This window comes from Parvibaculum sp., assembly GCF_039680535.1.
In the GTDB taxonomy this organism is placed as follows: Bacteria; Pseudomonadota; Alphaproteobacteria; order Parvibaculales; family Parvibaculaceae; genus Parvibaculum.
The window spans coordinates 214,021-236,110 of the sequence record NZ_JBDKSS010000025.1; the positions used below are offsets into that span (position 1 = coordinate 214,021).

The window sequence follows — 22,090 nt, forward strand, 5'->3', positions numbered from 1 at the left end:
CCCGGCCACTACGACTGGAGAGAAGACAGGAACCCATGGCTATCGCGCGTCCTCGCGACATACTTGATTTCTGGTTTGCGGCGGGCCCGTTGAAATGGTTCGCGAAGGATGCGTCTTTTGACGCTGAAATCCGCAAGCGCTTTGCTGAGACCCATGCCGCCGCAGCCGAAGGCGGGCTCGACGACTGGATGAAGGATGCGCAGGGCGCGCTTGCGCTCCTCATCGTGCTCGATCAGTTCTCGCGCAATCTCCATCGCGACGATCACCGCGCCTTCGTCAATGACAGTAAGGCGCTGGCGCTTGCGCGTGACGCCATTTCTCGCCGCATGGATGTCGAAGTACCGATGACGGCGCGGCAGTGGTTCTATCTGCCCTTCATGCATGCCGAGGATATGGCGATTCAGGAGGAAAGCCTGCGCTATTACTCCACCCGCCTCGACGATGCGGAAGCCTTGCGCTTTGCCGAAATTCACGCCGATATCATAAAGCGGTACGGCCGCTTTCCGCATCGCAATGCGGTGCTTGGCCGCGTATCCACTCCCGCAGAGGAGAGCTTTCTGGCGGAAGGCGGCTTCGCGGGCTGACGCCCGGAAACGCAAACGCCGTGGCAAGGTGCATCGCCACGGCGCATTGCTGAATTGCCGTCCGATCAGGCGGCGCGAACCTCGCTCAGGAAGCGGTCGACCTCGGCATTGAGCTTGGCGGCCTGCGTCGATAGAGCCATCGCCGCTTCGCGTACATGTGCGGCGGCGCTCGCCGACTCGTTCGCGGCTCCCGTGACGTCGAGGATGTTGTTCGCGACCTCCCGGCTACCGCCGGCGACTTCCGAGACGTTGCGCGAGATTTCGCGCGTGGTGTCGTTCTGCTGCTCGACCGATTCCGAAATCGAGCGGCCGATCTCGTTGATCTCGCCGATGATCCGGCTGATCTCCTGGATGGCCGTGGCGGTTTCGCCGGTCGAACCCTGGATCGCGGCGATCTGGGCGGCGATCTCGTCGGTCGCCTTCGCGGTCTGCGCCGCCAGAGCCTTCACTTCGGTCGCCACCACCGCAAAACCGCGTCCCGCCTCGCCCGCGCGCGCCGCCTCGATCGTGGCGTTGAGCGCGAGAAGGTTCGTCTGGCCGGCGATCTGATGGATCAGCGTCACAATCTCGCCGATCTGGCGTGCGGCGACCGTGAGAGCTTCGACCTTGCTGTTGGTTTCGGCAGCGGTTTCGTTGGCCTGGGCGCCGATTTCATTCGACTTCGCCGTCTGCCGACGGATCTCCTCGATCGAGCTTGCCATCTCCTCGGTCGCGCTCGCGACCGTCTCGATGTTCGCCGTCGTCTGTTCGGATGCGCTGGCGACGATGGAAGCCCGCTCGTTCGTGACTTCCGCGGTCTGGGTCATGTCGATGGAGGTCTTCTCCATCTCGGCCGCGGCGGCGCTCACGGCGGCAAGCATCTCCTTCATCGAAGCGTCGAAGTCGGCGATCATGACTTCGATTGCCGCGGTACGCCTCTCCTTTTCGGCGCGCTCGATCGTCTCGCGCTTTTCGAGTTGCTGGCGTTCGATGGCGTTGGCGCGGAAGACCTCAACGGCCGCCTTCATTTCGCCGATTTCGTCGCGGCGTTCGGCGCCCGGAAGTTCGATCGACGTGTCGCCATCGGCGAGCTTGCGCATTGCTCCGGTGAGCGCCGTGATGGGTTTCGAAATCTGGCGTGCGAAGAAGACGCCGCCCGCCGAGACGCAGACGAGGAGCAGAAGGGCAACGCCGAGCATGGTGTTGCGCATGGAGACGAGGGGCGCGTTGGCTTCGCTCGTCGCAACCTGGGCGACAAGCGCCCAGCGTACATCGTTGAACTTGATAGGCGTCGCAAAGGTCTCGACCTCGTAACCCATCGGGCCCTTGTCGATGCTGAACGTGTTCTTGTCATTGCTGGGCGCGTCGGGGCTCGCGCCGAAGACCTGCTTCAGCGCGGCCGCGTCGATCTCGCGGCTCAGGATCGTCGGCTCCTTGACCAGGCGCGAATTGTTGCGCATCAGGAAATCCTCGCCGACGAGCATCAACTCGCCCGTCTTTCCGAGACCTTCGGTGACGCTCATGATGCTGTTGAAGCGGCTGACCGGCAGGCGGAAGGCAATGACGCCGAGGCGTGCGCCGGCGCGATCGAAAACGGGAGCGGCGATGAAGCTCGCGGGCTTGTTGGCGATCGGCGCATAAGGCGCGTAGTCGAAGAAGACGACCTTGTTCGGATCGGTTTCGCCGCTCGCGACCTCGAAGGCATTGGAGAGATCGGTGCGGTCGTGGGAGGAAGTCGAGGGCGGATAGACGTTCGAGGCAAAGTCGGCGCCCTTGCTCACCGTGTAGACGACGTTGCCGTCAGGATCGATGAGATAGACTTCCTCATACCCGCGTTCCTGCATGAACTTGCGGAACCCGTTGTGATAGCCGTCGTGAAGGCCCGCATATTCCGAACCATCCGTCATTACGTCTTCGCTGCCCTTGTTGTAGAGGGCGCGGAAACGCGCGACCGGATCGCTCTGATTTTTCGCCGAACGCCAGGAGGATGCGAAATCGTACATGGCGTCCTGAACGAAGGGGCTCTGCGCCATGTAGCGAATATCCTGGTCGACCGAGGCCAGATAATCCTCGAGCGCGGCCTTGCGGCCATGAAGAAGAGCGTCGAAGCGGTCTGTGATTTCGGCGTTCGTATTCTTCGCCGCCTCGATGTAGCTCGAGACACCGATTCCGATCGCGAGCAGAAGCGCCGCCGAAGCGATGATGAGCTGCAATTTGGCCGCGATGCGCAGGGCGGGAATCCGCGACAGGCGCGGGACCTTGGGCTGACTTGTAGTAGACAACATTTTTTTCTGCACCTCGTGACGACTGGTGGATGCAGTGCCTCTCCCCCAAGAGGTACCTCTGTGAATCAGGATTTTGCCATGGGTCCGTAAAGGGGGTCTTAATCCGGGCAGGGCGGAAAAATCCGCCGTCCCGCGGCAGGATTCCGCCGGGCAGGCTTTGCCCATGTGGCACATGGGAAGCCACTAAGCTGTTGATTCTTCATGGGCCGGGCTCTGGCCCGGCGGTTGCAATGCTCTGGATACAGTTTACGAGCCAATCCAGAGAGATTTCTTCCATGATGACCGACCACGAACTCAGCCTGCTTGCCGCCTACATGTTCGACACACATGGATTGAAGGCGCTCGAATATGCCGATACGGCGGTCGAGGAACTGGAGCAGGTCGGCGAGCTGCTGCGCGCCGATGCCTGGCGCGCGCTCAAGAGCTTCGTCATCGACATGGCTGAGGGCCGCCGCTCGCGCGAGGGCAACATTCTTCACTGACGTCTGGTGAACACCGGAAAAGGCCCCATGCCCCGCGAGGTGTGGGGTCTTTTCTTTTGCGGCTTTGCGCTCGGGCGCGTGGACCGGTAAAACTCTCTCAACGATAAAATGAAAATGGGAGGATGAAATGGCACTCGATCCGCAAGTCAAAGCGCTTCTCGATGGCATGGCCGCCAATACGGATGCGCCGCGCATCATCGATCTTCCGCCGGCGGGCGGGCGCGAAATGTATCGCGCGATGGCGTCGCAGCTCGATCTTCAGGGGCAGCCCATCGGCAAGGTCGAGGACCGCACCATTCCCGGCCCGGTCGGCGAGATTCCTCTTCGCCTGTACACGCCGGTTGCCGCCGGTAGCGAGGCGCTCCCGGTTCTCGTCTATTTTCATGGCGGCGGCTGGGTGATCGGCGATCTCGAAACGCACGACGCGCTCTGCCGCACCCTCGCCAATGAGAGCGGTTGCAAGGTCGTCGCCGTCGATTACCGCCTTGCGCCGGAGCACAAGTTCCCGGCTGCCGCGGAAGACGCCTATGCCGCCGTGCAATGGGTCGAGGCCCATGCCACCGAGATCGGCGTCGATGCGAACCGCATCGCGGTTGCGGGCGACAGCGCGGGCGGCAATCTTGCCGCCGTCGTGAGCCTTATGGCACGCGATGCCATGGGGCCGCGCATCTCCTTCCAGATGCTCATCTATCCCGTCACCGATACGAATACGGACACGATTTCCTATCGCGAGTTCGCGGAGGGGCATTTCCTCGAACGTGACGGCATGATCTGGTTCTTCAATCATTATCTCGGCGAAGGCGACCGCAACGATCCGCGCGTCGCGCCGCTCAAGGCGGCCTCCCATGAGGGGTTGCCGCCAGCCTATGTGGTCACCGGCGGCTATGACGTGCTGCGCGACGAAGGCCGCGCCTATGCGGAGGCGCTGAAGGCGGCTGGCGTGCCCGTCGAACATGTCAATTACGAAGGCATGATCCACGGCTTCTTCAACCTGCAGGGCGTGCTCGATACGGGCCGCGAAGCGGTGCGGGCCGCGGCGCGGGCGCTCAAGATCGCGCTCGCCTGACGGATTCCGTCATTGTGACCTGAGGGCGAAGCAATCCACTCCTTTCGGAACCGGGTTGCTTCGCCATTTGCCCGCCGCCGCCTATCCGGCCACCGCTGCCATCTGGGCCGTTCAGAACTGGATGGATGGTCATTTGAGCGTGGCGTAGAAAAGAAGAAACACCCGGAGGAACGAATGACCGCGCCCTTGCTGAGAACGCCCGCCGTGCACCCCTTTTCGGGCTTCGACGTGCCTCATCTGCTTGCGCTTCATGCCGCCGCGCGGCCGGCGCACCCTTTCCTCATCTGGGAGCCCTTCGAGGGGCCGTCGCGGACATGGACCTATGCGGAATTCGCGGAAGAGACGAAGGCCGTCGCCGCAGGGCTGAAGGCCAGAGGCGTCCAGTTCGGCGACAGGGTTCTCGTTCATCTCGACAATTGCCCGGAAACGATCATCGCCTGGTATGCCTGCGCGCATCTGGGGGCCGTTGCCGTGACCACCAATGCACGCTCCGTCGCAGACGAGCTCACCTATTTCTCGGAACATGCCGGCGTCGTCGGCGCGATCACGCAGCCGAAATTCGCAGGCCTGGTTGCCGAGAGCTGCAAGGCGATCAAATGGCTCGCCGTCACTGAGACGGACAACGGCGCGCCTGCCGCTCCGGGACATCGCCCGCAGAAGTCCGAGAGCTTCGCCGCGCTCTATGGCAATCCCGCCGATGTGCCGCTGCGCCCCGCCGATCCCGCGGCGAATGTCGGCATTCAGTACACGTCGGGAACGACCTCGCGGCCCAAGGGCGTCGTCTGGACGCATGCGAACGCGCTCTGGGGCGCAAAGCTCTGCGCCATGAACGAGACGCTGACGCCCGACGATGTGCATCTCGTCTATCTGCCGCTCTTCCACACCAATGCGCAGTCCTACTCGGTGCTGGCCACGCTCTGGGTCGGCGGCACGGTCGTGGTGCAGCCGCGCTTCTCCGCGTCGCGCTTCTGGGAGGTTTCGCTGAAGCATCGCTGCACATGGACTTCCATGGTGCCTTTCTGTCTGCGTGCGCTCGCGGCCCATGAAGTGCCGGCGGCGCATCATTATCGGCTCTGGGGCAATGGCGTCGCCTCGCTGCCGACCGATGCGCATTTCCGCGTCAGGACCATCGGCTGGTGGGGCATGACCGAGACGATCACGCATGGCATCGTCAGCGATCCCTTCGTGCCGGCGCCGCCCATGTCCATCGGCAAGCCTTCGCCCGCCTATGAAATCGCGATCACGCATGACGACGGCTCGCCCGTCGAGGTAGGCGAGACGGGCGCGCTGCTCATTCGCGGCATTCCCGGCCTCTCGCTCTTCAAGGAATATCTGAACAATCCCAAGGCGACGGCCGAAAGCTTCGACGAACAGGGCTTCTTCATCACCGGCGACCGCGTGACGCTGATGCAGGACGGCTTCATCCGCTTTGCCGACCGCGACAAGGACATGCTGAAGGTCGGCGGCGAGAATGTCGCCGCCTCGGAGATTGAGACGGTCATCATGGCCGTTGGCGGCGTTCAGGAGTGTGCCGTCGTCGGACGGAAGGACCCGATGCTCGATGAGGTGCCCGTCGCCTTTCTTCTTGTCCCCGGCGGGGAAGCCGGTGCGGCAAAAGACCTCAAGGAGAAGGTCATGGCGCATTGCAGAAAATCGCTTGCGGATTTCAAGGTGCCGCGCGAAATTCGCATTGTCGATGCCTTGCCGCGCTCGACTTTAGAAAAAATTGCCAAGGCCGAGTTGCGTCGCCAGCTCGAAGCCGACTGAACGCGCGAGGCGCCTTTTTCCCTGTTCCGGGAAGGTCAAGCCATGCCGTTCACGACCCAACCAGCGGAATCCCGCTGGGCCTTGTTCATTCCGAAGCTCGTTACCGTTCTCCGCGAGGGGTACGGCACGGCGGATTTCCGAAACGACTTCATCGCAGGACTGACGGTCGCCATCGTCGCCCTGCCGCTGGCCATGGCGCTGGCGATCGCCAGCGGCACGACGCCGGACAAGGGCATCATCACGGCGGTGGTCGCCGGTTTCCTCATTTCGGCGCTTGGCGGTTCGCGTTTCCAGATCGGCGGACCGACCGGCGCCTTCGTGGTCGTCGTCTTCAACGTCATCGCGCAGCATGGCTATGACGGGCTCATCGTCGCCACCATGATGGCGGGCCTGATGCTGATCGCCGCCGGGCTTTTCCGTCTCGGAACCTATATCAAATATATTCCGCAACCCGTCGTTACCGGCTTCACCGCGGGCATCGCGGTCATCATCGCGTCGAGCCAGATCAAGGACTTCTTCGGCCTCGCCGTCGAGAAGGTGCCCGCCGATTTCATTCCGAAGCTGATTGTGCTCGGCAAGGCGCTGCCCGAGACGAGCGTTGCGACGCTCGCGGTTGCGGCGGGCGCGCTCGCCGTCATTCTGCTGCTGCGCCGCTATCGTCCGAACTGGCCGCAATTCCTCATCGCCGTCGTTCTCGCCGGCGCTGCCGTATATTTCTTTCACTTGCCGACCGACACGATCGGGTCGCGCTTCGCGGGGCTCAATCCGCAATTCGAAATGCCGACGCTGCCGGAGGTGAGCTTCGAGCGGCTGCGCGAACTCTTCCCCAGCGCCTTCACCATCGCCTTCCTGGCAGGCGTCGAGTCGCTGCTCTCGGCGCTGGTCGCCGACAGCATGACGGGGCGTCGTCATCGTTCCAATTGTGAGCTGGTGGCGCAGGGCATTGCGAATTGCGCTTCGGCGGCGATCGGCGGATTGCCCGCGACGGGCGCCATCGCGCGCACCGCGACGAATATCCGCTCCGGCGCAAAGGGGCCGATCGCCGGCATGCTGCATGCGGGGTTCCTGCTGATCTTCATGCTCGTCGCCTGGCCGCTTACGCATTACATCCCGCTCGCCGCTCTCGCCGCGGTGCTGGTCGTCGTCGCCTGGAACATGAGCGAGATCGACAAGTTCACGCATCTGATGAAGGCGCCCGTGGGCGACCGCGCGGTGCTGCTCATCACCTTCGCGCTCACCGTGATGGTCGATCTCACGGTGGCCATTGAAGTCGGCGTGGTGCTCGCCGCCGTTCTCTTCATGCATCGCATGTCGGAGGCGGTGCAGGTTCAGGCCAATGTGAAGCTCCTCGACGAGGATGTGGCCGACGACACGCCGCATGAGATGCGCCCCGTCACGCAGGCCGAACTGCCGCCCGGCGTCGTCGCCAGCGTCATTCGCGGGCCGTTCTTCTTTGGTGTCGCCATGCGTCTCGGCGAAACCCTCGACCGCATCGGCAAGCCGCCGCGTGTGCTTATCCTGCGCATGCGCGCGGTGCCTATGGTCGATGGATCGGGCGCCAGCGCCATTCAGACGCTTGTCGACCGCTGTGCGCGGCACGGAACGAAGCTCATCATCACCGGCATCCAGGCGCAGCCGCGTCAGGTGCTGGGCGAGATGGGCATCCTGGACGAAAATCGCGTCATTCTCGTGCCGAATATCGAAGTGGGCCTTGCCCGGGCGCGGGAAATCGTCAGCACTCCTGCGTGATCTCGTTCAGCCGAGCAGCTTCCCCGGATTGAGTACGCCGGTGGGGTCCAGTTCGCGCTTCAGCGACTTCAGCAGATTGTAGCCGATGGGGCCCTTCTCCTCGGCGAGCCAGGGCGCGTGATCCGTGCCAACGCCATGATGATGGCTGATCGTGCCGCGGTTCTCGATGATCGCGTCCGAGGCCGCGCGCTTGATCGCCTGCCATTGCTCGACCTCGCGGTCGATCTGGCGCGGAAAGACGAACGTGAAATAGAGGCTCGCGCCGTCGGGATAGGAATGGCTCAGATGCGCCATGACGATGCCGCGCCCCGTCACTTCCGGCATGTTCGCCTTCATCGCCCCGTCGATCGCCTCGACGACGGCTTTGTGAAGCTTGCCGACATTGGACCAGCGCGTCGCCGTCTCCAGCGTGTCGATGCCGATGCCGTGATCGAGCATCGGGTCGCGGGCATAGGGTGAGTTGAAGCGGCCGTGATACCACTTCTGTCCCGGCCCTGTGCCGAGCTTCAAGGCGCCGAGCTTTGTGCAGATCGCTTCCGTCCGCTCCTGCGCCCAGATCACGGTTTCGGCATCGCCTTCATGTCCGATAAGCATGAGGCAGGGTTCGGCGTCGAAGCCCTTGTGGCGCAGATAGGCGCGCTGCAGCCGCGCCTTCAGTCCCGTTTCCGAATGGGTCGAGGAAAAGGCCTGAAAGAAATGCGTCTCCGGCGCGTCGGAGAGGCGCACCATGGCGACCGGAATATCCGCATGATTGATGCGCCGCGCCGCCTCGACGCCGTTCGCGAAGCTCCTGAAGAGATAGCCGCGATAATCCTTTCGCGCCGGTATCTCATGGATCTTCACCGTCGCTTCGCAAATGACGCCGATCGTGCCTTCCGAGCCGGCGACGAGCTGATTGAGATTCGGGCCTGCCGCGGAAGCGGGCGTCGCCTCCGTCGTCCAGAAGCCCTTCGGCGTCGCGAGCTTCGCCGAGACGAGCCATTTCTCCGCCTTGCCATAGCGGTTCGACTGCTGGCCCGCGCCGCGCGCCGCGATCCAGCCGCCCACCGTCGAGAACTGGAAGCTCTGCGGATAATGCGCGAGCGTTACGCCGTGTTTCTGCAACTGCTCTTCGAGCGCGGGGCCGTAAAGGCCCGCCTCGATGGTCGCCGTCATGGCGATCTTGTCGATCTGGATCACGCGCGTCATCAGCGTCGTGTCGAGCGTGAGCACGGGACTGCCGAGCGATTTCGCCATCGCGTTGACGCCGCCGACGACCGATGATCCGCCGCCATAGGGAATGAGCGTGATGTCCTCTTCCGCCGCGAGTTTCACCACCGCGAGCGCTTCATCCGGATTGCGCGGATAGATGACGGCGTCGGGCACCATGTCGAGCTTGCCGGCGCGGAGATAGAGAAGGTCGTGATAGGACTTGCCGCGCGCATGGAAGGCGCGCTCGTAATCGTCGATCTTCACTTGCCCCTCGCCGACAATGGCGCGGAGCTTTGCGAGCACGAGATCGCCGACCCGGCACACGGGCATGTTGATGTCGGAGAGCGCTTTCGCCGGCGTGTTCGGCAGATGCGGCATGCCGAGCGTCGTGCGTATCCAGTCCCATTGCGGCGCGCCGTCGGGCAGTGCGTTTTCCTGGGTTACAGGGCCCCAGCCGTTCCAGCGAAGCGTCGTGCGGTCGATCGTCATGGGTCCCCTCTACTCAATTCGTCAGCAGCGAAGCGTCAACACGGATGGCAGAATGTCGAAACGCGCGGGCAGCCGTCCCGGCGCCTCGCCGTCGATGTCGAGCAGCACCGGCTTGTCGTCCAGCGGCGTCGCAGTGAGCGTCTTCGCGCGGAAATGGATGATCTTCGGATCGTCGAGATGCGTGCCGTCGTAAAGCGCCCGCGAGCCGGAGACGAGATCGCGCAATTTCGTGTCGCGCATGATCACGATGTCGAAGCAGCCGCTGTCCGGTTCGGCCTTGGGTGCGATCATCATGCCGCCGCCGAAGAAGCGGCCATTGGCGACCGCCGCAGTGCCTATATTGAGTATTTCGTCGAAGCCGCTATCGGCGGTGAGGCGAACGGGTTGGGATTTGTAGAGGAGTGCGGTGGTGAGCGTCGCCCAGAGAAAGGCGAAGCTGCCGCCGAACATCTTTGAGATATTCGCGCGGTTGACGGCGCGGTCCACGGCGCCTGAAAGGCCAAAGCTGGCGATATTGTCGAAATAGCGCATCGCTTCCTTGCCGTCGTCTGCGACGAAGGTTACGCGCCCGATGTCGATCGTTCGCGTCGTGCCCTCGGCAATGCGCGCGATGCAAGGTTCGAGATCTTCCGGCAGGTCGAAAGTCTTGCGGAAGTCGCCGCCCGTGCCGGTGTTCAGCACGGCAAGATGCGCGTGAGGATTGATCGGCGCGCCATTTTCGAAGAAGCCGTTTACCACCTCGTTGATGGTTCCGTCGCCGCCGACCGCGATGACGAGCTGCGCGCCCTGCTTCAGCGCGTTGCGCGTAAGCTCCATCGCGGGCAGATAGCGCGGCGTCGAGGGCGATGTCGTGAAATGGGCGCGGATGGGGCCGAGTTCGCGTTCGAGTGTTTCCGAGATCACGCGCCAGCCGCGTCCCGTGCGCCCGCCGCCCGAGCGGGGGTTCACGATGGCGGCGACATGCGGCGTGAAATCTGCCATCAGGGCCGCGCTCCTCTGGTCGCTTCCGCGAGCGACGCGCCTCTCATGTCACTTTCGCGTTGGCCGGCGCTCTGCGTCTCGAAATAGCGGTTCGCCTCCGCGATCTCGTTGGCGATTGCCGTTTCGTCCCAGCCGAGTTCACCCGCCATCACGTCCACGACGGCGCGAATGGCCGGGAAACCAGGCGAGCCAAGCGTGCCGAGGCCTGTGCGGCGGAAGAGAACATCCGAAAGATGCCGGGCCATTTCGTGGCGGATGGCATGGATCACCTGCACGGTGAGCACCGGCCAGTTCGGCGCGAGGCGGCGCAGCAGCGCGTCGCGCTCTCCGGGTCGCTCGTCTGCGGTTGCCAGCACTTCATCGACGCGGCTGCCGTAATAGAGGACGAGGTTCTCGACGACGTCCGGCGCGAGATGCGCATGGCGCTTCTGCGCCCGTGCGATGAAGCTCTTGAGCCTGCCGATCTCGCCGCCATAGACCGGCGTGCAATGCGTCTCGCATTTCGCATGGCGGCCGAGCTTCTTCAGCACCATGTCGGTGATCTGTTCGGCGAGGTGGCGCGACGTCGTCCACTTGCCGCCCATGGCCGAGATGAGACCGGCGATGCCGTCGATGGGCTCGTGGTCATAGACTTCCGCCGCGCGGCTCGCATTGTAGGAATCCTTCGAGCCTTCCTCGCCTTGCGCGGGCGCGGTGTCGACCAGCGGGCGGATGCCGACATAGAAGTGGACAATGTCCTCGCGCGTGAGGTTCAGGCCGGGCAGACCGTCATTCACGACGCTGATGAAATCCTTCAGATCCTGCTCGGTCACGCCGACCCTGTCCGGATCGTCGTCGAACACGGTGTCGGTCGTGCCGATGATGGTGTGGCCGCGCCAGGGAATGACGAAGAAATGTCCGCCAATATCCGACTGGATCGCCAGCGCGTTCTTGCCGGAGATTTCGCGCGTGATGATGTGGATGCCCTTGGAGCGGATGAGCCGCCGCGCGGGCTTTCCGCCCTCGGCAATTCCCATCAGCAGGTCCGCCCAGGGACCGGCGGCGTTGACGACGACCTTGCCCCGTATCTCATGCGTCTTGCCGGTGTGGCGGTCCTTCACCTGCACACCCGTAATGCGCCTGCCGCTCGTCGTCGTGCTGTCGACCGCGAAGCCGGTCACTTCTGCGTAGTTTGCGGCGTCGGCGCCATATTCGACCGCGCCCTCGATGCATTCGATGCAGAGGCGCTCGGGCGCGAACATCTGGCAGTCGTAATAGATCTTTGCGCCGGTCAGCCCCTCGCGCTTCAGGCTGGGCATGAGCTTCAGCGCTTCCTCGCGTGAGATTGAGCGGAAGCCCGGAATCTTCTTGTCGTCGTCCGAGACGAAATTGCGGTCGTAGGAAAGAAGATCGTAGAAGGCGAGGCCGATGGAAAGAACTGGGCCACTCTTCATGCCGTGCCCATAGGTCGGCAGGATGAAGGGAAGGGGATGCACCATATGCGGCGCGGTGTTCTCCCAGATGCGGCGCTCACGGAGCGACTCGCGCACGAGCTTCAGCTCGCCATTGACGAGATAGCGCAAGCCCCCATGCACCAGCTTCGACGAGCCCGAGGTCGTCGCATGGGCGAAGTCGTCCTTTTCGAGGAGCGCGACCTTCAGGCCGCGCAGAGCCGCATCCCAGGCCGTCGAGGCGCCGGTAATGCCGCCGCCCACGACGATGAGGTCATAGGCGGTTGCGCTCATTTTTTCGAGGTCGCGCTGCATGGGCTCCATCCCGTCAGGTGTGCGGCGAAGCTACCGGGAGAGCGCGGGGCGGTCCAGTGCGGGGCTGCGTTTAGGCCCCGCGCCGCGTCAGCCCGTGCTTTTCCATCCGCCAGACGAGGTGGTCCACCCGGTCCTGGCCGAAAAATGGCTCTCCCTCGAAGGCCATCAGCGGCACGCCCCAGTGGCCGGCCTGTTTCTGGGCGGCCTCGTTGGCGGCGATGACATCCTCATAATGATCGGGGTCTTTCTCGATCAGGGCGTCGAGTTCCGCGAGGTCGAGCCCTGCGCGGGCGGCGGCCTCTTTCAGATGGTCGCCTTCGTTCCAGTTGCGCACGCCGCCGAAGATCACGCCGCTCACCTCCCGCAGGAAGGAGAGGCCCTTGCCCGCTTCGGCCGCTGCCACGCCGAGCCGCGTCAGCCGCCGGATATAGGGCTGCTCTTTCGGCACCTCGCCCGTCTTGAGGTTCATCACGATGGGGTCCGGGAAGGGCCAGGCATAGGGCAGGCCCAGCATTTCCGCGATGCGCGCCGTATCCTTGAGGAGGTAAGGCGGCCACATGGGGTTCACCTGCTTGAAGAAGCCGTCCAGGCGCACCGCGATGGGATAGACGGGCCGCACATTGCAGCGGACGTCATAATCGCGCTCCAGTTCGAGGAGGCGCGGCGTGACGAGATAGGAATATGGCGACCGGAAGGACCAGAAGAGATCAAAGTTCAGGGTCACGGCGTCCTCCACGTGTTTTAATGTTTGGCATTAGATATGCCTTTCTTGTCCACGGCCCGCAAGGCCGCTGATAGACTTCTGGCAAACGAAAAACGGCTCATAACAAGAACAGGAGAACGTCCCATGCCGCAGGTTCAGGCGAACGGCATCATCATCGAATATGAAAGCTTCGGCCCCGAGGATCGGGAGACCGTGCTGCTCATCATGGGCCTTGGCGGTCAGCTCACCGTCTGGCAGGAGGAGCTTTGCCACGAACTCGTCGAGCGCGGCTACCGGGTCGTCCGTTTCGACAATCGCGATGCCGGCCTTTCGACGAAGTTCGACGAGGCGGGCATGCCCGACATGGCGGCGATTTTCGGTGCGCTGATGACGGGCGCGAAGCCCGCCGCGCCCTATTCGCTGGATGACATGGCCGCCGACGCCGTGGGCGTTCTCGACGCGCTCGAGGTCGAACGCGCGCATATCGTCGGCGCGTCGATGGGCGGCATGATCGCGCAGCTCGTCGCCGCGAACCATCCGGAGCGCGCGCTGTCGCTCACCTCGATCATGTCGACCACCGGCAATCCGGCGCTGCCGCAGGCAAAGCCGGAAGCGATGGAAGTGTTGATGGCGCCCGCCGCTCCCGCGGACGATATCGAAGCCATCGTCGCGCGCGGCATGAAGACCTGGACGACCATTGGCAGCCCCGGCTACCGCACCGATGAGAAGACCCTGCGCGAATGGGTGCTCCGCGATGCGCGGCGCAGCTTCTACCCGGTGGGCACCGCGCGTCAGATGGCGGCCATCGTTGCCAATGGCGACCGTCGTGAGAAGCTCAAGAACATCGCCGTGCCTGCCGTCGTGCTCCACGGCGCCGACGATCCGCTGGTGCCGGTCGAGGGCGGCAAGGACACGGCGGAAAGCATTCCCGGCGCGGAGCTTCGTATCGTGCCGGGCATGGGGCACGATTTCCCGGTCTCGCTGGTTCAGGTGTTCGCCGATGCCATCACCGCCGCCGCGTCCCGTGCCGCCGCATCAAAGGCGGCGGAATGACCATGGCGCAGCGTCAGATCACGGCGAATGGCATCGTCATCAACATCGAGGATCGCGGTCCTGAAGGCGCGACCCCGATCCTCATCGTCAATGGCTACACATCGACCATGATGAGCTGGTCCGCAGAGTTGATGGACGGGCTCAAGGCGCGCGGCTTCCGCGTCATCCGTTATGACAATCGCGATGTCGGAAAGAGCGAGAAGCTCAAGGGTCTGCCGAATATCCGCGAGGTTGCGGCGGCGGTGCGTGCGGGCAAGACGCCCGATATTCCCTATACGCTCGAAGACATGGCGGCTGACGGCATCGGCATTCTCGACGCGCTGGGCATCGAGCGCGCCCATGTCATGGGCATGTCGATGGGCGGAATGATCGTGCAGCAGATGGCGATCCACCATCCCGACCGGCTTCTCAGCGTGACGTCGATCATGTCGACCACCGGCAACCCCGATCTGCCGCAGGCAACGGAAGAAGCGCTCGCCGCGCTTCAGGCGCAGCCGGCGTCGGAAGACCGCGAGGAGATTCTTCGCCATCGCATGAAGGGCCGCCGCGTCTATCAGAGTCCTGCCTATCCGCGCAGCGACGAGGTGCTCTACGAACTCTGCGCCCGCGAATACGACCACATGTACTACCCGGAAGGCGGCGTCCGCCAATATGCCGCCATTGTCGGTGACGGAAGCCGCGTCGAGCGGCTGAAGGATGTGGCCGTGCCCTTCCTCGTCATTCATGGGCTGGCCGATCCGCTGGTGCCGCCGGAGGGCGGAATCGACACCGCGAAATCGGTGGCGGGCGCGAGGCTCGAATTGATCGAGGGCATGGGGCACGACCTGCCCGTGGAACTCTGCCCGCTTTATGTCGAAATGATCTCTACCCATGCCGAGGATGCCAGATAGGCGGCTTTCGGCGCCGGTTTGACCTTTAGTGAAGCCCCATGTTGCAATGCAGCATGGGGCTTCCTATTTCTTGTAGGGGCTGAATCCCGGGGATTTGTCGCGTCAGGTCGTCTGCCATGTCGAATGTTCAGGTCAACGGAATCACGCTCGAATATGAGAGCTTCGGGCCTGAAGATCGCGAGACCATCCTTCTCATCATGGGTCTCGGCGCCCAGCTGACCCAGTGGCCGCTTCCGCTCTGCGAGGCGCTTGTGGCGCGGGGCTATCGCGTCATCCGTTTCGACAATCGCGACGCAGGTCTTTCGACCAAGTTCGAACGCGGACAGTTCGCACCTCTGCCCGCGGCCTTTGCCGGCTTCATGACCGGCAAGACGCCCTTCGTGCCCTACACGCTTTACGATATGGTCGACGACACGGTGGGTCTTCTCGATGCGCTGGGCATCGACAGGGCGCATATCGTCGGATCGTCGATGGGCGGAATGATCGCGCAATTGATCGCCAGCGAATATCCCGAGCGCACGCTTTCGCTCACCTCGATCATGTCGACCTCCGGCAACGCGCTTCTGCCGCCGCCAAAGCCGCGCGTGATGAAGCTCTTCGTTTCTCCTGCGCCGCCTGCGCACAACATGGAAGCCATCATCGAGCGCGGCATCGCGACTTATCGGACGATCGGCAGCCCTGCCTGGCCGACCGGCGAGGCGACGCTGCGCGAATGGGTGACGCGCGATGCGATGCGCTCCTATTGCCCCTCGGGCGTTGTGCGTCAGGCCGCCGCTGCCATGACCAATGGCGACCGCAGGCCGAAGCTGCGCCGCATTTCCGTTCCGACGGTCGTCTTGCATGGCGATGCCGACCCGCTGGTGCCGGTGGAAGGCGGGCGCGACACGGCGGCCAATATTCCCGGTGCGGAGCTTCGTATCGTCGAAGGCATGGGCCACGATATTCCGCTCCAGCTCGTGGACACATTCGCGGATGCTATCGTCTCGGCGGCCGAGCGTGCGACGGGATCGAAGGAGCCCTTGCTGCTTTCAGCCCCGGACCATCCGGTAGCCGAGGAAGCGCCACCGCTCCGCGAGCTTTCGGCGGAGGCCTTGGGCGAAGGCGACATCGACACTCTGTCGCCGGCGGTGCAGGAGCTTCCGCCAGAGCCGCAGCCGCAGCCGCAGCCGCAGGATGAACCTCAGGACGAGCCGGCGGCCGAGATCCCCGTCATTGCCGGGGTTCAAACGCCCGCCGGATTTTCCGCGCGGATTTTCTCGCGGGTGAAGGGCTGGTTCGCGCGCGGAGGCCGCTGATCCCTTCGCGCCGTCAGCTCCGTCGTTTCCTCAGTAGCAAAGCGCCTTGCGAAGTTCGGCGCGCGCCGCCTCGAGCTTGTCCTTCATCGCTGGATCGTTGAGATAGGCGTTCGCCACCAGAAGTCCCGCCTGCTTGCCTGCCGCGATGTCGGTGGGGAAATGCACGCCCACGACGACGCGGTGCCAGCCATAGTGTTCAGCGCGGTTCATGATGATCTGCGCGTTGTCGGGCAGGAGCGCCGAAAGCATGGCGGCGTCGGTGAAGGCGAAGACGGCGTGCCCACTCGGATAGCTCGCGCTCTTCAACAGGCGTGTCAGGTACTGCCTGTCGGCCAGCGGCGCGATCGCCGGCAGGCCGTCGATCGTCACTGCATAGGGGCGTGAACGGTTGTAGATGTTCTTCGCCTTGTCGGACGCCTTGTATTCGGCGTAGTTCACCTCGCCGAGCAGCGCCGCCGTTGCCGGGAGCGAGACTCTGAGTGCCGACTCGTCTTCCTTCAGGCGGCTCTGCGCGGCGATGGCCGCGTCATGGTCCATGTCCTTCAGGATCGCCTTTGCGGGCGCGCAAGCCTCGGGCGTGGGATTGACGAGGCGCAGCCAGATCGGCCGCAGGAGTTGCGCCACGGTCGGATAGGCGGCATCCGCCATCGCCACCGCGATCTCATCGTCATTCGCGGAGTTGCGCGCATCGAGGATGCCCTGATAGTCGGCCTTCTGCGCGTCCGGGTTGTCCTTGCAGACGGGGCCCGCGCCTTTCTCGATGTTGCTCTGGGGCGGGCAGGGCAGAACCTTCGTCAGGTCGAATTCCTTGGTCGCCGGCTTCTCGAACATGTCCGCGTGGGCCGCTGAAACGGGCGCGAGAAGGAGAGCGGCGAGCGCGGCCGCCGAAATCAGAACCGATGTTTTCATGACGAATATCCCAAGAGGAGCATGAGGCTTCCTAGCAGCCGTTGATGTCGCTTATGTGTCGCGGCCTCCCCGGGAGAGAGGCCGCGAGCACATGATCAGACTTCCGCCGCGCCGCCGTCGCAGGGGATGACTGCGCCGGTCGTATAGGCGGACGCGCGCGAGGAGAGGAAGATCGCGACGCCCGCAATGTCCTCCGGCGTGCCGACGCGCTTGCGTGGATTGCTCGCCTTGATCGCGTCGCCGAATGTTTCGAGCGTCGCCTTCATCATGGCGCTGGGGAAGGGTCCGGGCGCGATGGCGTTGACGAGGATGTTGTCGCCCGCGAGACGGCCGGCGAGGTGGCGCGTCAGCATGATGCAGCCGGCCTTGGATGAGGAATAGGCATAGGTCTCGAGGTCCGGCGGCACGATGCCGTTGATCGAGGCGATGTTGATGACGCGGGCCGGATCTTCATAGGTGCCCGCCTTGCGCAGCAGCGGCAGCAGCTTCTGCGTGACGAAGAACGGGCCCTTGAGGTTGATGTTCATCACCTTGTCCCAGCCGCTCTCGGAATACTGGTCGATGGGCTCGCCCCAGGCGGCGCCGGCATTGTTCACGAGGATGTCGAGCTTTTCCTCGCGGGCGGTCAGTTCCCTGGCGAGGCCTTCGACGCCTTCCATGGTGCCGAGGTCGAAGGGCAGCGAGATGCAGGTGCCCTTTTTCGAGAGTTCCTCGGCGAGTTCGTTGCAGGCCTGAGCCTTGCGCGCCGAGATATAGACCTTGGCGCCCGCCTCGACGAAGCCCGTCGCGATCATCTCGCCGATGCCGCGCGAGCCGCCGGTCACCAGCGCGACCTTGCCCTCGATACTGAAGAGATTTTTCATGCGTTTCCCCATGCGATGCAGAGTTTCGATGGGGCGCAGACTAGCATGGACGCAGCGTCAGGCTAGAGGTGGCTCGCGGCGATTTCCGGGGTCACCTCCTCGCGGGTGGCCTCCTCGGTTTCGCGGCTGAGGGCGCGCCCCTCGCGTTTGGGCTGCGTCAGCGGCTCGGGCATGACGGGCTTCACATGCATGAGGTTCTTGCCCGCAAGTTCGCCCTCGGCAAGCTGCAGTGCGAGGCGTTCGGTATCGCGGCGGCGCATGTCGGCTTCGACGGCGGCCACCTCTTCGCGCGAGGCGCCAAGCGCCTCGAGGCAGGCGCCGCCGAAGGTGACGGCCGAGCCGTAGAGTTCGCGGATGTGAAAGTCCACATTGCGGCGCAGAAGGTCCAGCGCGTGGCGGCGGTCATAGGCGCGCACATAGAGCTTCGCCAGCGGGAAATGCTGCTGCAGGAGTTCGACGATCTGCATGGACGACTTGCGGTCGTCGACGCAGACCGCGACAAGAACGGCATTGCCTGCGCCCGCGGCGCGCAACACGTCGAGGCGCGCGCCGTCGCCGTAATAGACCTGGAAGCCGAAGCGCCGCGCCGCGCGGATCTGGTCGGCGTCGCGGTCGATGGCGGTCACGTCGATGCCGCGCGCCATCAGGAATTGCGACACCACCTGCCCGAAGCGTCCGAAGCCGATGACGAGCACGTGACCGTCGGCCTCGGAGAAATCGGCATCCGGCATCTTCGCCTCGCGCTTCTTCGCGAGGCGCGTCGCGGTGCCGAAGACGATGGGGGTGAGCGCCAGCGACACGCCGACGACGGCGGTGAGGATGTTGGCGTTGTCGGCCTTCATGACATGGGCGGTGACCGCGGCGCCGAAGAGCACGAAGGCGAATTCGCCGCCCTGCGCCAGCACGCCGCCGATCTTCAGCGCGTCCTCATGGCTCGAACCCGTCACCCGCGCGACGGCATAGATGACGATGAGCTTTACCGCGATCACGGTGAAGACGCCGAGCGTCACCCATTGCCAGTTGCGGAACACCACTTCGAGGTCGATCGTCATGCCGACCGTCATGAAGAAGAGACCGAGCAGCAGCCCGCGGAAGGGCTCGATATCGGCTTCGAGTTCGTGGCGGAAGCTCGACTCGGCAAGCAGGACGCCGGCGAGGAAGGCGCCCATGGCCATGGAGAGCCCCGCCAGCTCCATGACGGTGGCTGCCCCCAGCACGAGCAGCAGCGCCGCCGCCGTCATGATCTCGTGCGACTTCGTCTTGGAGAGCAGGCTGAACAGCGGGTTCATCACATAGCGCGCCGCGACGACGACAATGCCGACCGCCGCGAGCATGGCGAGCGTGGTTGCGAGCCCTGCGGGATGCGCGGCGTCCTTGCCCGGCGCGAAGATGGCGACGAGGGCCAGCAGCGGCACCACGGCGAGATCCTGCAGCAGCAGGATCGAGAAGGCGCGCTGCCCATAGGGCGAGGTCAGTTCCCCGCGCTCCTCCATCAGCGGCGCGGCAAAGGCGGTCGAGGAAAGCGCGAGGCCGAGGCCCGAAATGATCGAGGCATGCCAGTTGAGCCCGAACATGTGGCCGATGCTCGCCATCGCCCCGCCGCAGAGCGCCACCTGTATGAGGCCGAAGCCCAGAATGTCGTGGCGCATGGTCCAGAGGCGCGACGGCTTGAGTTCGAGCCCGATGATGAAGAGCAGCAGCACGACGCCGAGTTCGGCGAGGCTGAAGACCGATTCCGGATCGTCGAAAAGGCCGGTCACATGCGGGCCGATGATGACGCCCGCCGCGAGATAGCCGACCACGCTGCCGAGCCGCAGCTGCCGGAAGAGCGGCACGGCGATGACGGCGGCGGCGAGCAGGATCAGCGGATAGAGCAGCGGCGCTTCCGACGCATGGTCGGCGACGGCCTGCGTGACATGTTCGGCGACGTTCTGTGCGGCTTGGGCGGTGCTCATGGATTTATTCTGGCGTGAAGCGCGGGTAAGCGGTAGGGGCGTTCGGAAATATTAAACTCCGCCGTCACCCCGGCCTTGTGCCGGGATGACACTTCCAGTTTGTCAGAGACAAAACAAAAGGGGCGCCGGTGTGGCGCCCCTTCGTCATTTCCGTGAAAAAGCCGTCGGATCAGAAGTTGATCGCGTCGAGTTCCATCAGCCCGTCGGCGCCCGCCTTGGCGCGCTCGACCCAGCCCGCCGTCATCGGCACTTCGCGCTCCATCCAGTAGCGGGCGAGCGTCAGCTTGCGCTTGTAGAAATCCGGCTTCTCCGTGCCCGCCTTGAGCTTGGCAAGGCTCAGCTTCGCCATCTGCGCCCACATCCAGGCCAGCGTCACCGTGCCGAAGATGTTGAGGATGTCGTAGGAGGCGGCGCCCGCATGGTCGTAGTTCTTGGCCGCGTTCTGCATCAGCCAGCCTGCCGCTTCGCCGAGGCGGCCATAGCCCGTCTTGAGCGGTCCGACGAAGGGCGCCATCTCGGCGTCGCCCTCGTTTTGCTTGATGAAGGCTTCGAGCTTGGCGAAATAGGTCAGCGTCGCGCGGCCGCCCTTGGCCGTCATCTTGCGGGCCACGAGGTCCAGCGCCTGAATGCCGTTGGCGCCTTCATAGACCTGGTTGATGCGCGCATCGCGCACGAACTGCTCCATGCCGTTGTCGCGGATATAGCCGTGGCCGCCGAACACCTGCATCGAGGCATTGGCCGCCTCGAAGCCCTTGTCGGTGAAATAGGCCTTGATGACCGGCGTGAAGAGCTGGGAGAGGTCTTCGGCCTCCTGGCGTTCCTTCTCGTCCGCGCTCGAACGCGCCACCGAAAAGAGGAAGGAGACATACATGGCGAGCGCGCGGGCGCCCTCCACGAAGGCGCGCGAGCCGATGAGCAGGCGGCGCACATCGGGGAAGACGAGGATCGGATCGGCGGGGCCGTCCGGGTTCTTCGCGCCGGTGAGCGAGCGGCCCGCGAGGCGTTCCTGCGCATAGGCGACGCCGTTCTGATAGGCGACTTCGCCCGCCGCGATGCCCTGAATGCCGACGCCCATGCGCGCGCCGTTCATCATGCCGAACATGCCGGCCATGCCCGCCGACTTCGACTTCACGACCTTGCCGTCATCGGCCTTCTTCTCGGGCGCGCGGCCCTTCAGATGATAGGCGACGGCATTGTCGAAGTTGAGCACGCAGGTCGCGTTGCCCTTGATGCCCATTTTCTTTTCGACCGCGCCGACCGACACGCCGTTGCGCCCCGTGATCTCGCCCGTCGCCGGATCGACCAGCATCTTCGGCACCATGAAGAAGTTCACGGTCGAAAGATCGTCGACATATTTGCCTTCTTCATTCGGCAGCTTCGCGATCACCATGTGGATGATGTTGTCCGTCATGTCGTGATCGCCGCCCGAGATGAAGATCTTCGTGCCGGAGAGGCGGAAGCTTCCGTCCTCCTGCTGCACGGCGCGGGTCTTCATCAGCTTGAGGTCGGTGCCGCAATGGGGCTCGGTGAGGCACATGGTGCCGGCCCAGACGCCATCCGCCATGCGGGTCGCCACATGCTCGCGCATCCAGTCCTCGCCCGTCGCCCAGAGCGCGCCGAGTGCTGCGCCCGAAAGGCCCGGATACATCGAGAAGGCCTGGTTCGCCGAGGAGCCCATTTCCGAGAAGGCGAAGGTGATGACGGAAGGCAGGTTCGCGCCGCCCAGTTCCTCGGCCACGCCGAGCTTGTTCCAGCCGCCGTCTGCATAGGCGCGGAAGGCTTCCTTGAAGCCCTTGGGCGTGCGCACGACGCCGTTTTCGAGGTGGCAGCCTTCCTCGTCGCCCGACTGGTTCAGCGGCTGCAGAACTTCCTCGCAGAACTTCGCGCCGCCTTCCAGAATCGCGCCCGTCATGTCGGGCGTCAGCTCCGCAAAGCCCGGCAGATCGGTCCGCTTCTCGATTTCGAGAAGCTCATGGAAAAGAAAGAGAAAATCCTCGACCGGTGCCTTGTAGCTCGGCATATCGCGCGCTCCGTTCCGTTGCTTTCAATGATGTCAGTAAGCGGCGCGGATATTGCAGGAGGACGCTGCGGAAGGCAAGGGGGG

Annotated in this window: 17 protein-coding genes; 8 read left to right on the forward strand and 9 right to left on the reverse strand. The window is 64.1% G+C overall.

The features are described 5' to 3' along the window. The first annotated feature begins 35 nt into the window (after window positions 1-35). Window positions 36-584: a DUF924 family protein gene (locus tag ABFC66_RS16385; protein ID WP_346742043.1), complete on the forward strand. Its 549-nt coding sequence runs from the start codon at window positions 36-38 to the stop codon at window positions 582-584. Window positions 585-649: 65 nt separating this feature from the next. Here the strand turns inward: ABFC66_RS16385 and ABFC66_RS16390 are convergent, their stop codons facing one another. Further along, complete coding sequence (locus ABFC66_RS16390) at window positions 650-2,848, reverse strand: methyl-accepting chemotaxis protein (protein WP_346742044.1); 2,199 nt, start codon at window positions 2,846-2,848, stop codon at window positions 650-652. Window positions 2,849-3,123: 275 nt separating this feature from the next. On the opposite strand from ABFC66_RS16390, the gene ABFC66_RS16395 reads away from it, so the two are divergent. The 4 genes from ABFC66_RS16395 to ABFC66_RS16410 all read left to right on the forward strand — a co-directional run bounded on the left by ABFC66_RS16395 (window position 3,124) and on the right by ABFC66_RS16410 (window position 7,912). Beyond that, window positions 3,124-3,330: a hypothetical protein gene (locus ABFC66_RS16395; RefSeq protein WP_346742045.1), complete on the forward strand. Its 207-nt coding sequence runs from the start codon at window positions 3,124-3,126 to the stop codon at window positions 3,328-3,330. Window positions 3,331-3,457: 127 nt separating this feature from the next. Next, complete coding sequence (locus ABFC66_RS16400; protein WP_346742046.1) at window positions 3,458-4,396, forward strand: alpha/beta hydrolase; 939 nt, start codon at window positions 3,458-3,460, stop codon at window positions 4,394-4,396. Window positions 4,397-4,570: 174 nt separating this feature from the next. After that, a complete protein-coding gene (locus ABFC66_RS16405) occupies window positions 4,571-6,163 on the forward strand; it encodes an AMP-binding protein (protein ID WP_346742047.1) in 1,593 nt (530 codons plus the stop codon). Between the two features lie 42 nt (window positions 6,164-6,205). Then, window positions 6,206-7,912, forward strand: a complete 1,707-nt coding sequence (locus tag ABFC66_RS16410; RefSeq protein WP_346742048.1) for a SulP family inorganic anion transporter — start codon at window positions 6,206-6,208, stop codon at window positions 7,910-7,912. A 6-nt stretch (window positions 7,913-7,918) separates the two neighbouring features. On the opposite strand, the gene ABFC66_RS16415 is transcribed toward ABFC66_RS16410, so the two are convergent. The 4 genes from ABFC66_RS16415 to ABFC66_RS16430 form a co-directional block, all read right to left on the reverse strand. Next, entirely contained in the window at window positions 7,919-9,592 is a 1,674-nt protein-coding gene (locus tag ABFC66_RS16415) for an FAD-binding oxidoreductase (protein ID WP_346742049.1), read from the reverse strand. 21 nt (window positions 9,593-9,613) lie between these two features. Then, entirely contained in the window at window positions 9,614-10,573 is a 960-nt protein-coding gene (locus ABFC66_RS16420) for a diacylglycerol kinase family protein (protein ID WP_346742050.1), read from the reverse strand. Then, window positions 10,573-12,318: a glycerol-3-phosphate dehydrogenase/oxidase gene (locus ABFC66_RS16425; RefSeq protein WP_346742051.1), complete on the reverse strand. Its 1,746-nt coding sequence runs from the start codon at window positions 12,316-12,318 to the stop codon at window positions 10,573-10,575. Before ABFC66_RS16425 ends, ABFC66_RS16420 begins: the two co-directional genes overlap by 1 nt. Window positions 12,319-12,388: 70 nt before the next feature. Then, a complete protein-coding gene (locus tag ABFC66_RS16430; protein WP_346742052.1) occupies window positions 12,389-13,042 on the reverse strand; it encodes a DsbA family protein in 654 nt (217 codons plus the stop codon). Window positions 13,043-13,165: 123 nt separating this feature from the next. Here ABFC66_RS16430 and ABFC66_RS16435 point away from each other — a divergent pair, with 123 nt between their 5' ends. The 3 genes from ABFC66_RS16435 (at window position 13,166) to ABFC66_RS16445 (ending at window position 16,259) form a co-directional block, all read left to right on the forward strand. Beyond that, entirely contained in the window at window positions 13,166-14,074 is a 909-nt protein-coding gene (locus ABFC66_RS16435) for an alpha/beta hydrolase (protein WP_346742053.1), read from the forward strand. 2 nt (window positions 14,075-14,076) lie between these two features. After that, complete coding sequence (locus ABFC66_RS16440; RefSeq protein WP_346742054.1) at window positions 14,077-14,964, forward strand: alpha/beta hydrolase; 888 nt, start codon at window positions 14,077-14,079, stop codon at window positions 14,962-14,964. Window positions 14,965-15,080: 116 nt separating this feature from the next. Then, on the forward strand, window positions 15,081-16,259 hold the full coding sequence (locus ABFC66_RS16445; protein ID WP_346742055.1) for an alpha/beta hydrolase: 1,179 nt from the start codon (window positions 15,081-15,083) through the stop codon (window positions 16,257-16,259). Window positions 16,260-16,289: 30 nt separating this feature from the next. Here the strand turns inward: ABFC66_RS16445 and ABFC66_RS16450 are convergent, their stop codons facing one another. The 4 genes from ABFC66_RS16450 to ABFC66_RS16465 form a co-directional block, all read right to left on the reverse strand. Further along, window positions 16,290-17,168: a phosphatase PAP2 family protein gene (locus tag ABFC66_RS16450; RefSeq protein WP_346742056.1), complete on the reverse strand. Its 879-nt coding sequence runs from the start codon at window positions 17,166-17,168 to the stop codon at window positions 16,290-16,292. A 95-nt stretch (window positions 17,169-17,263) separates the two neighbouring features. Further along, complete coding sequence (locus ABFC66_RS16455) at window positions 17,264-18,031, reverse strand: SDR family oxidoreductase (RefSeq protein ID WP_346742057.1); 768 nt, start codon at window positions 18,029-18,031, stop codon at window positions 17,264-17,266. Window positions 18,032-18,093: 62 nt separating this feature from the next. Further along, window positions 18,094-19,986: a monovalent cation:proton antiporter-2 (CPA2) family protein gene (locus ABFC66_RS16460; protein WP_346742058.1), complete on the reverse strand. Its 1,893-nt coding sequence runs from the start codon at window positions 19,984-19,986 to the stop codon at window positions 18,094-18,096. Between the two features lie 169 nt (window positions 19,987-20,155). Then, the gene (locus ABFC66_RS16465; protein WP_346742059.1) at window positions 20,156-22,006 is read right to left on the reverse strand and encodes an acyl-CoA dehydrogenase C-terminal domain-containing protein; all 1,851 of its coding nucleotides are present in this window, start codon (window positions 22,004-22,006) and stop codon (window positions 20,156-20,158) included. Window positions 22,007-22,090: the final 84 nt, after the last annotated feature.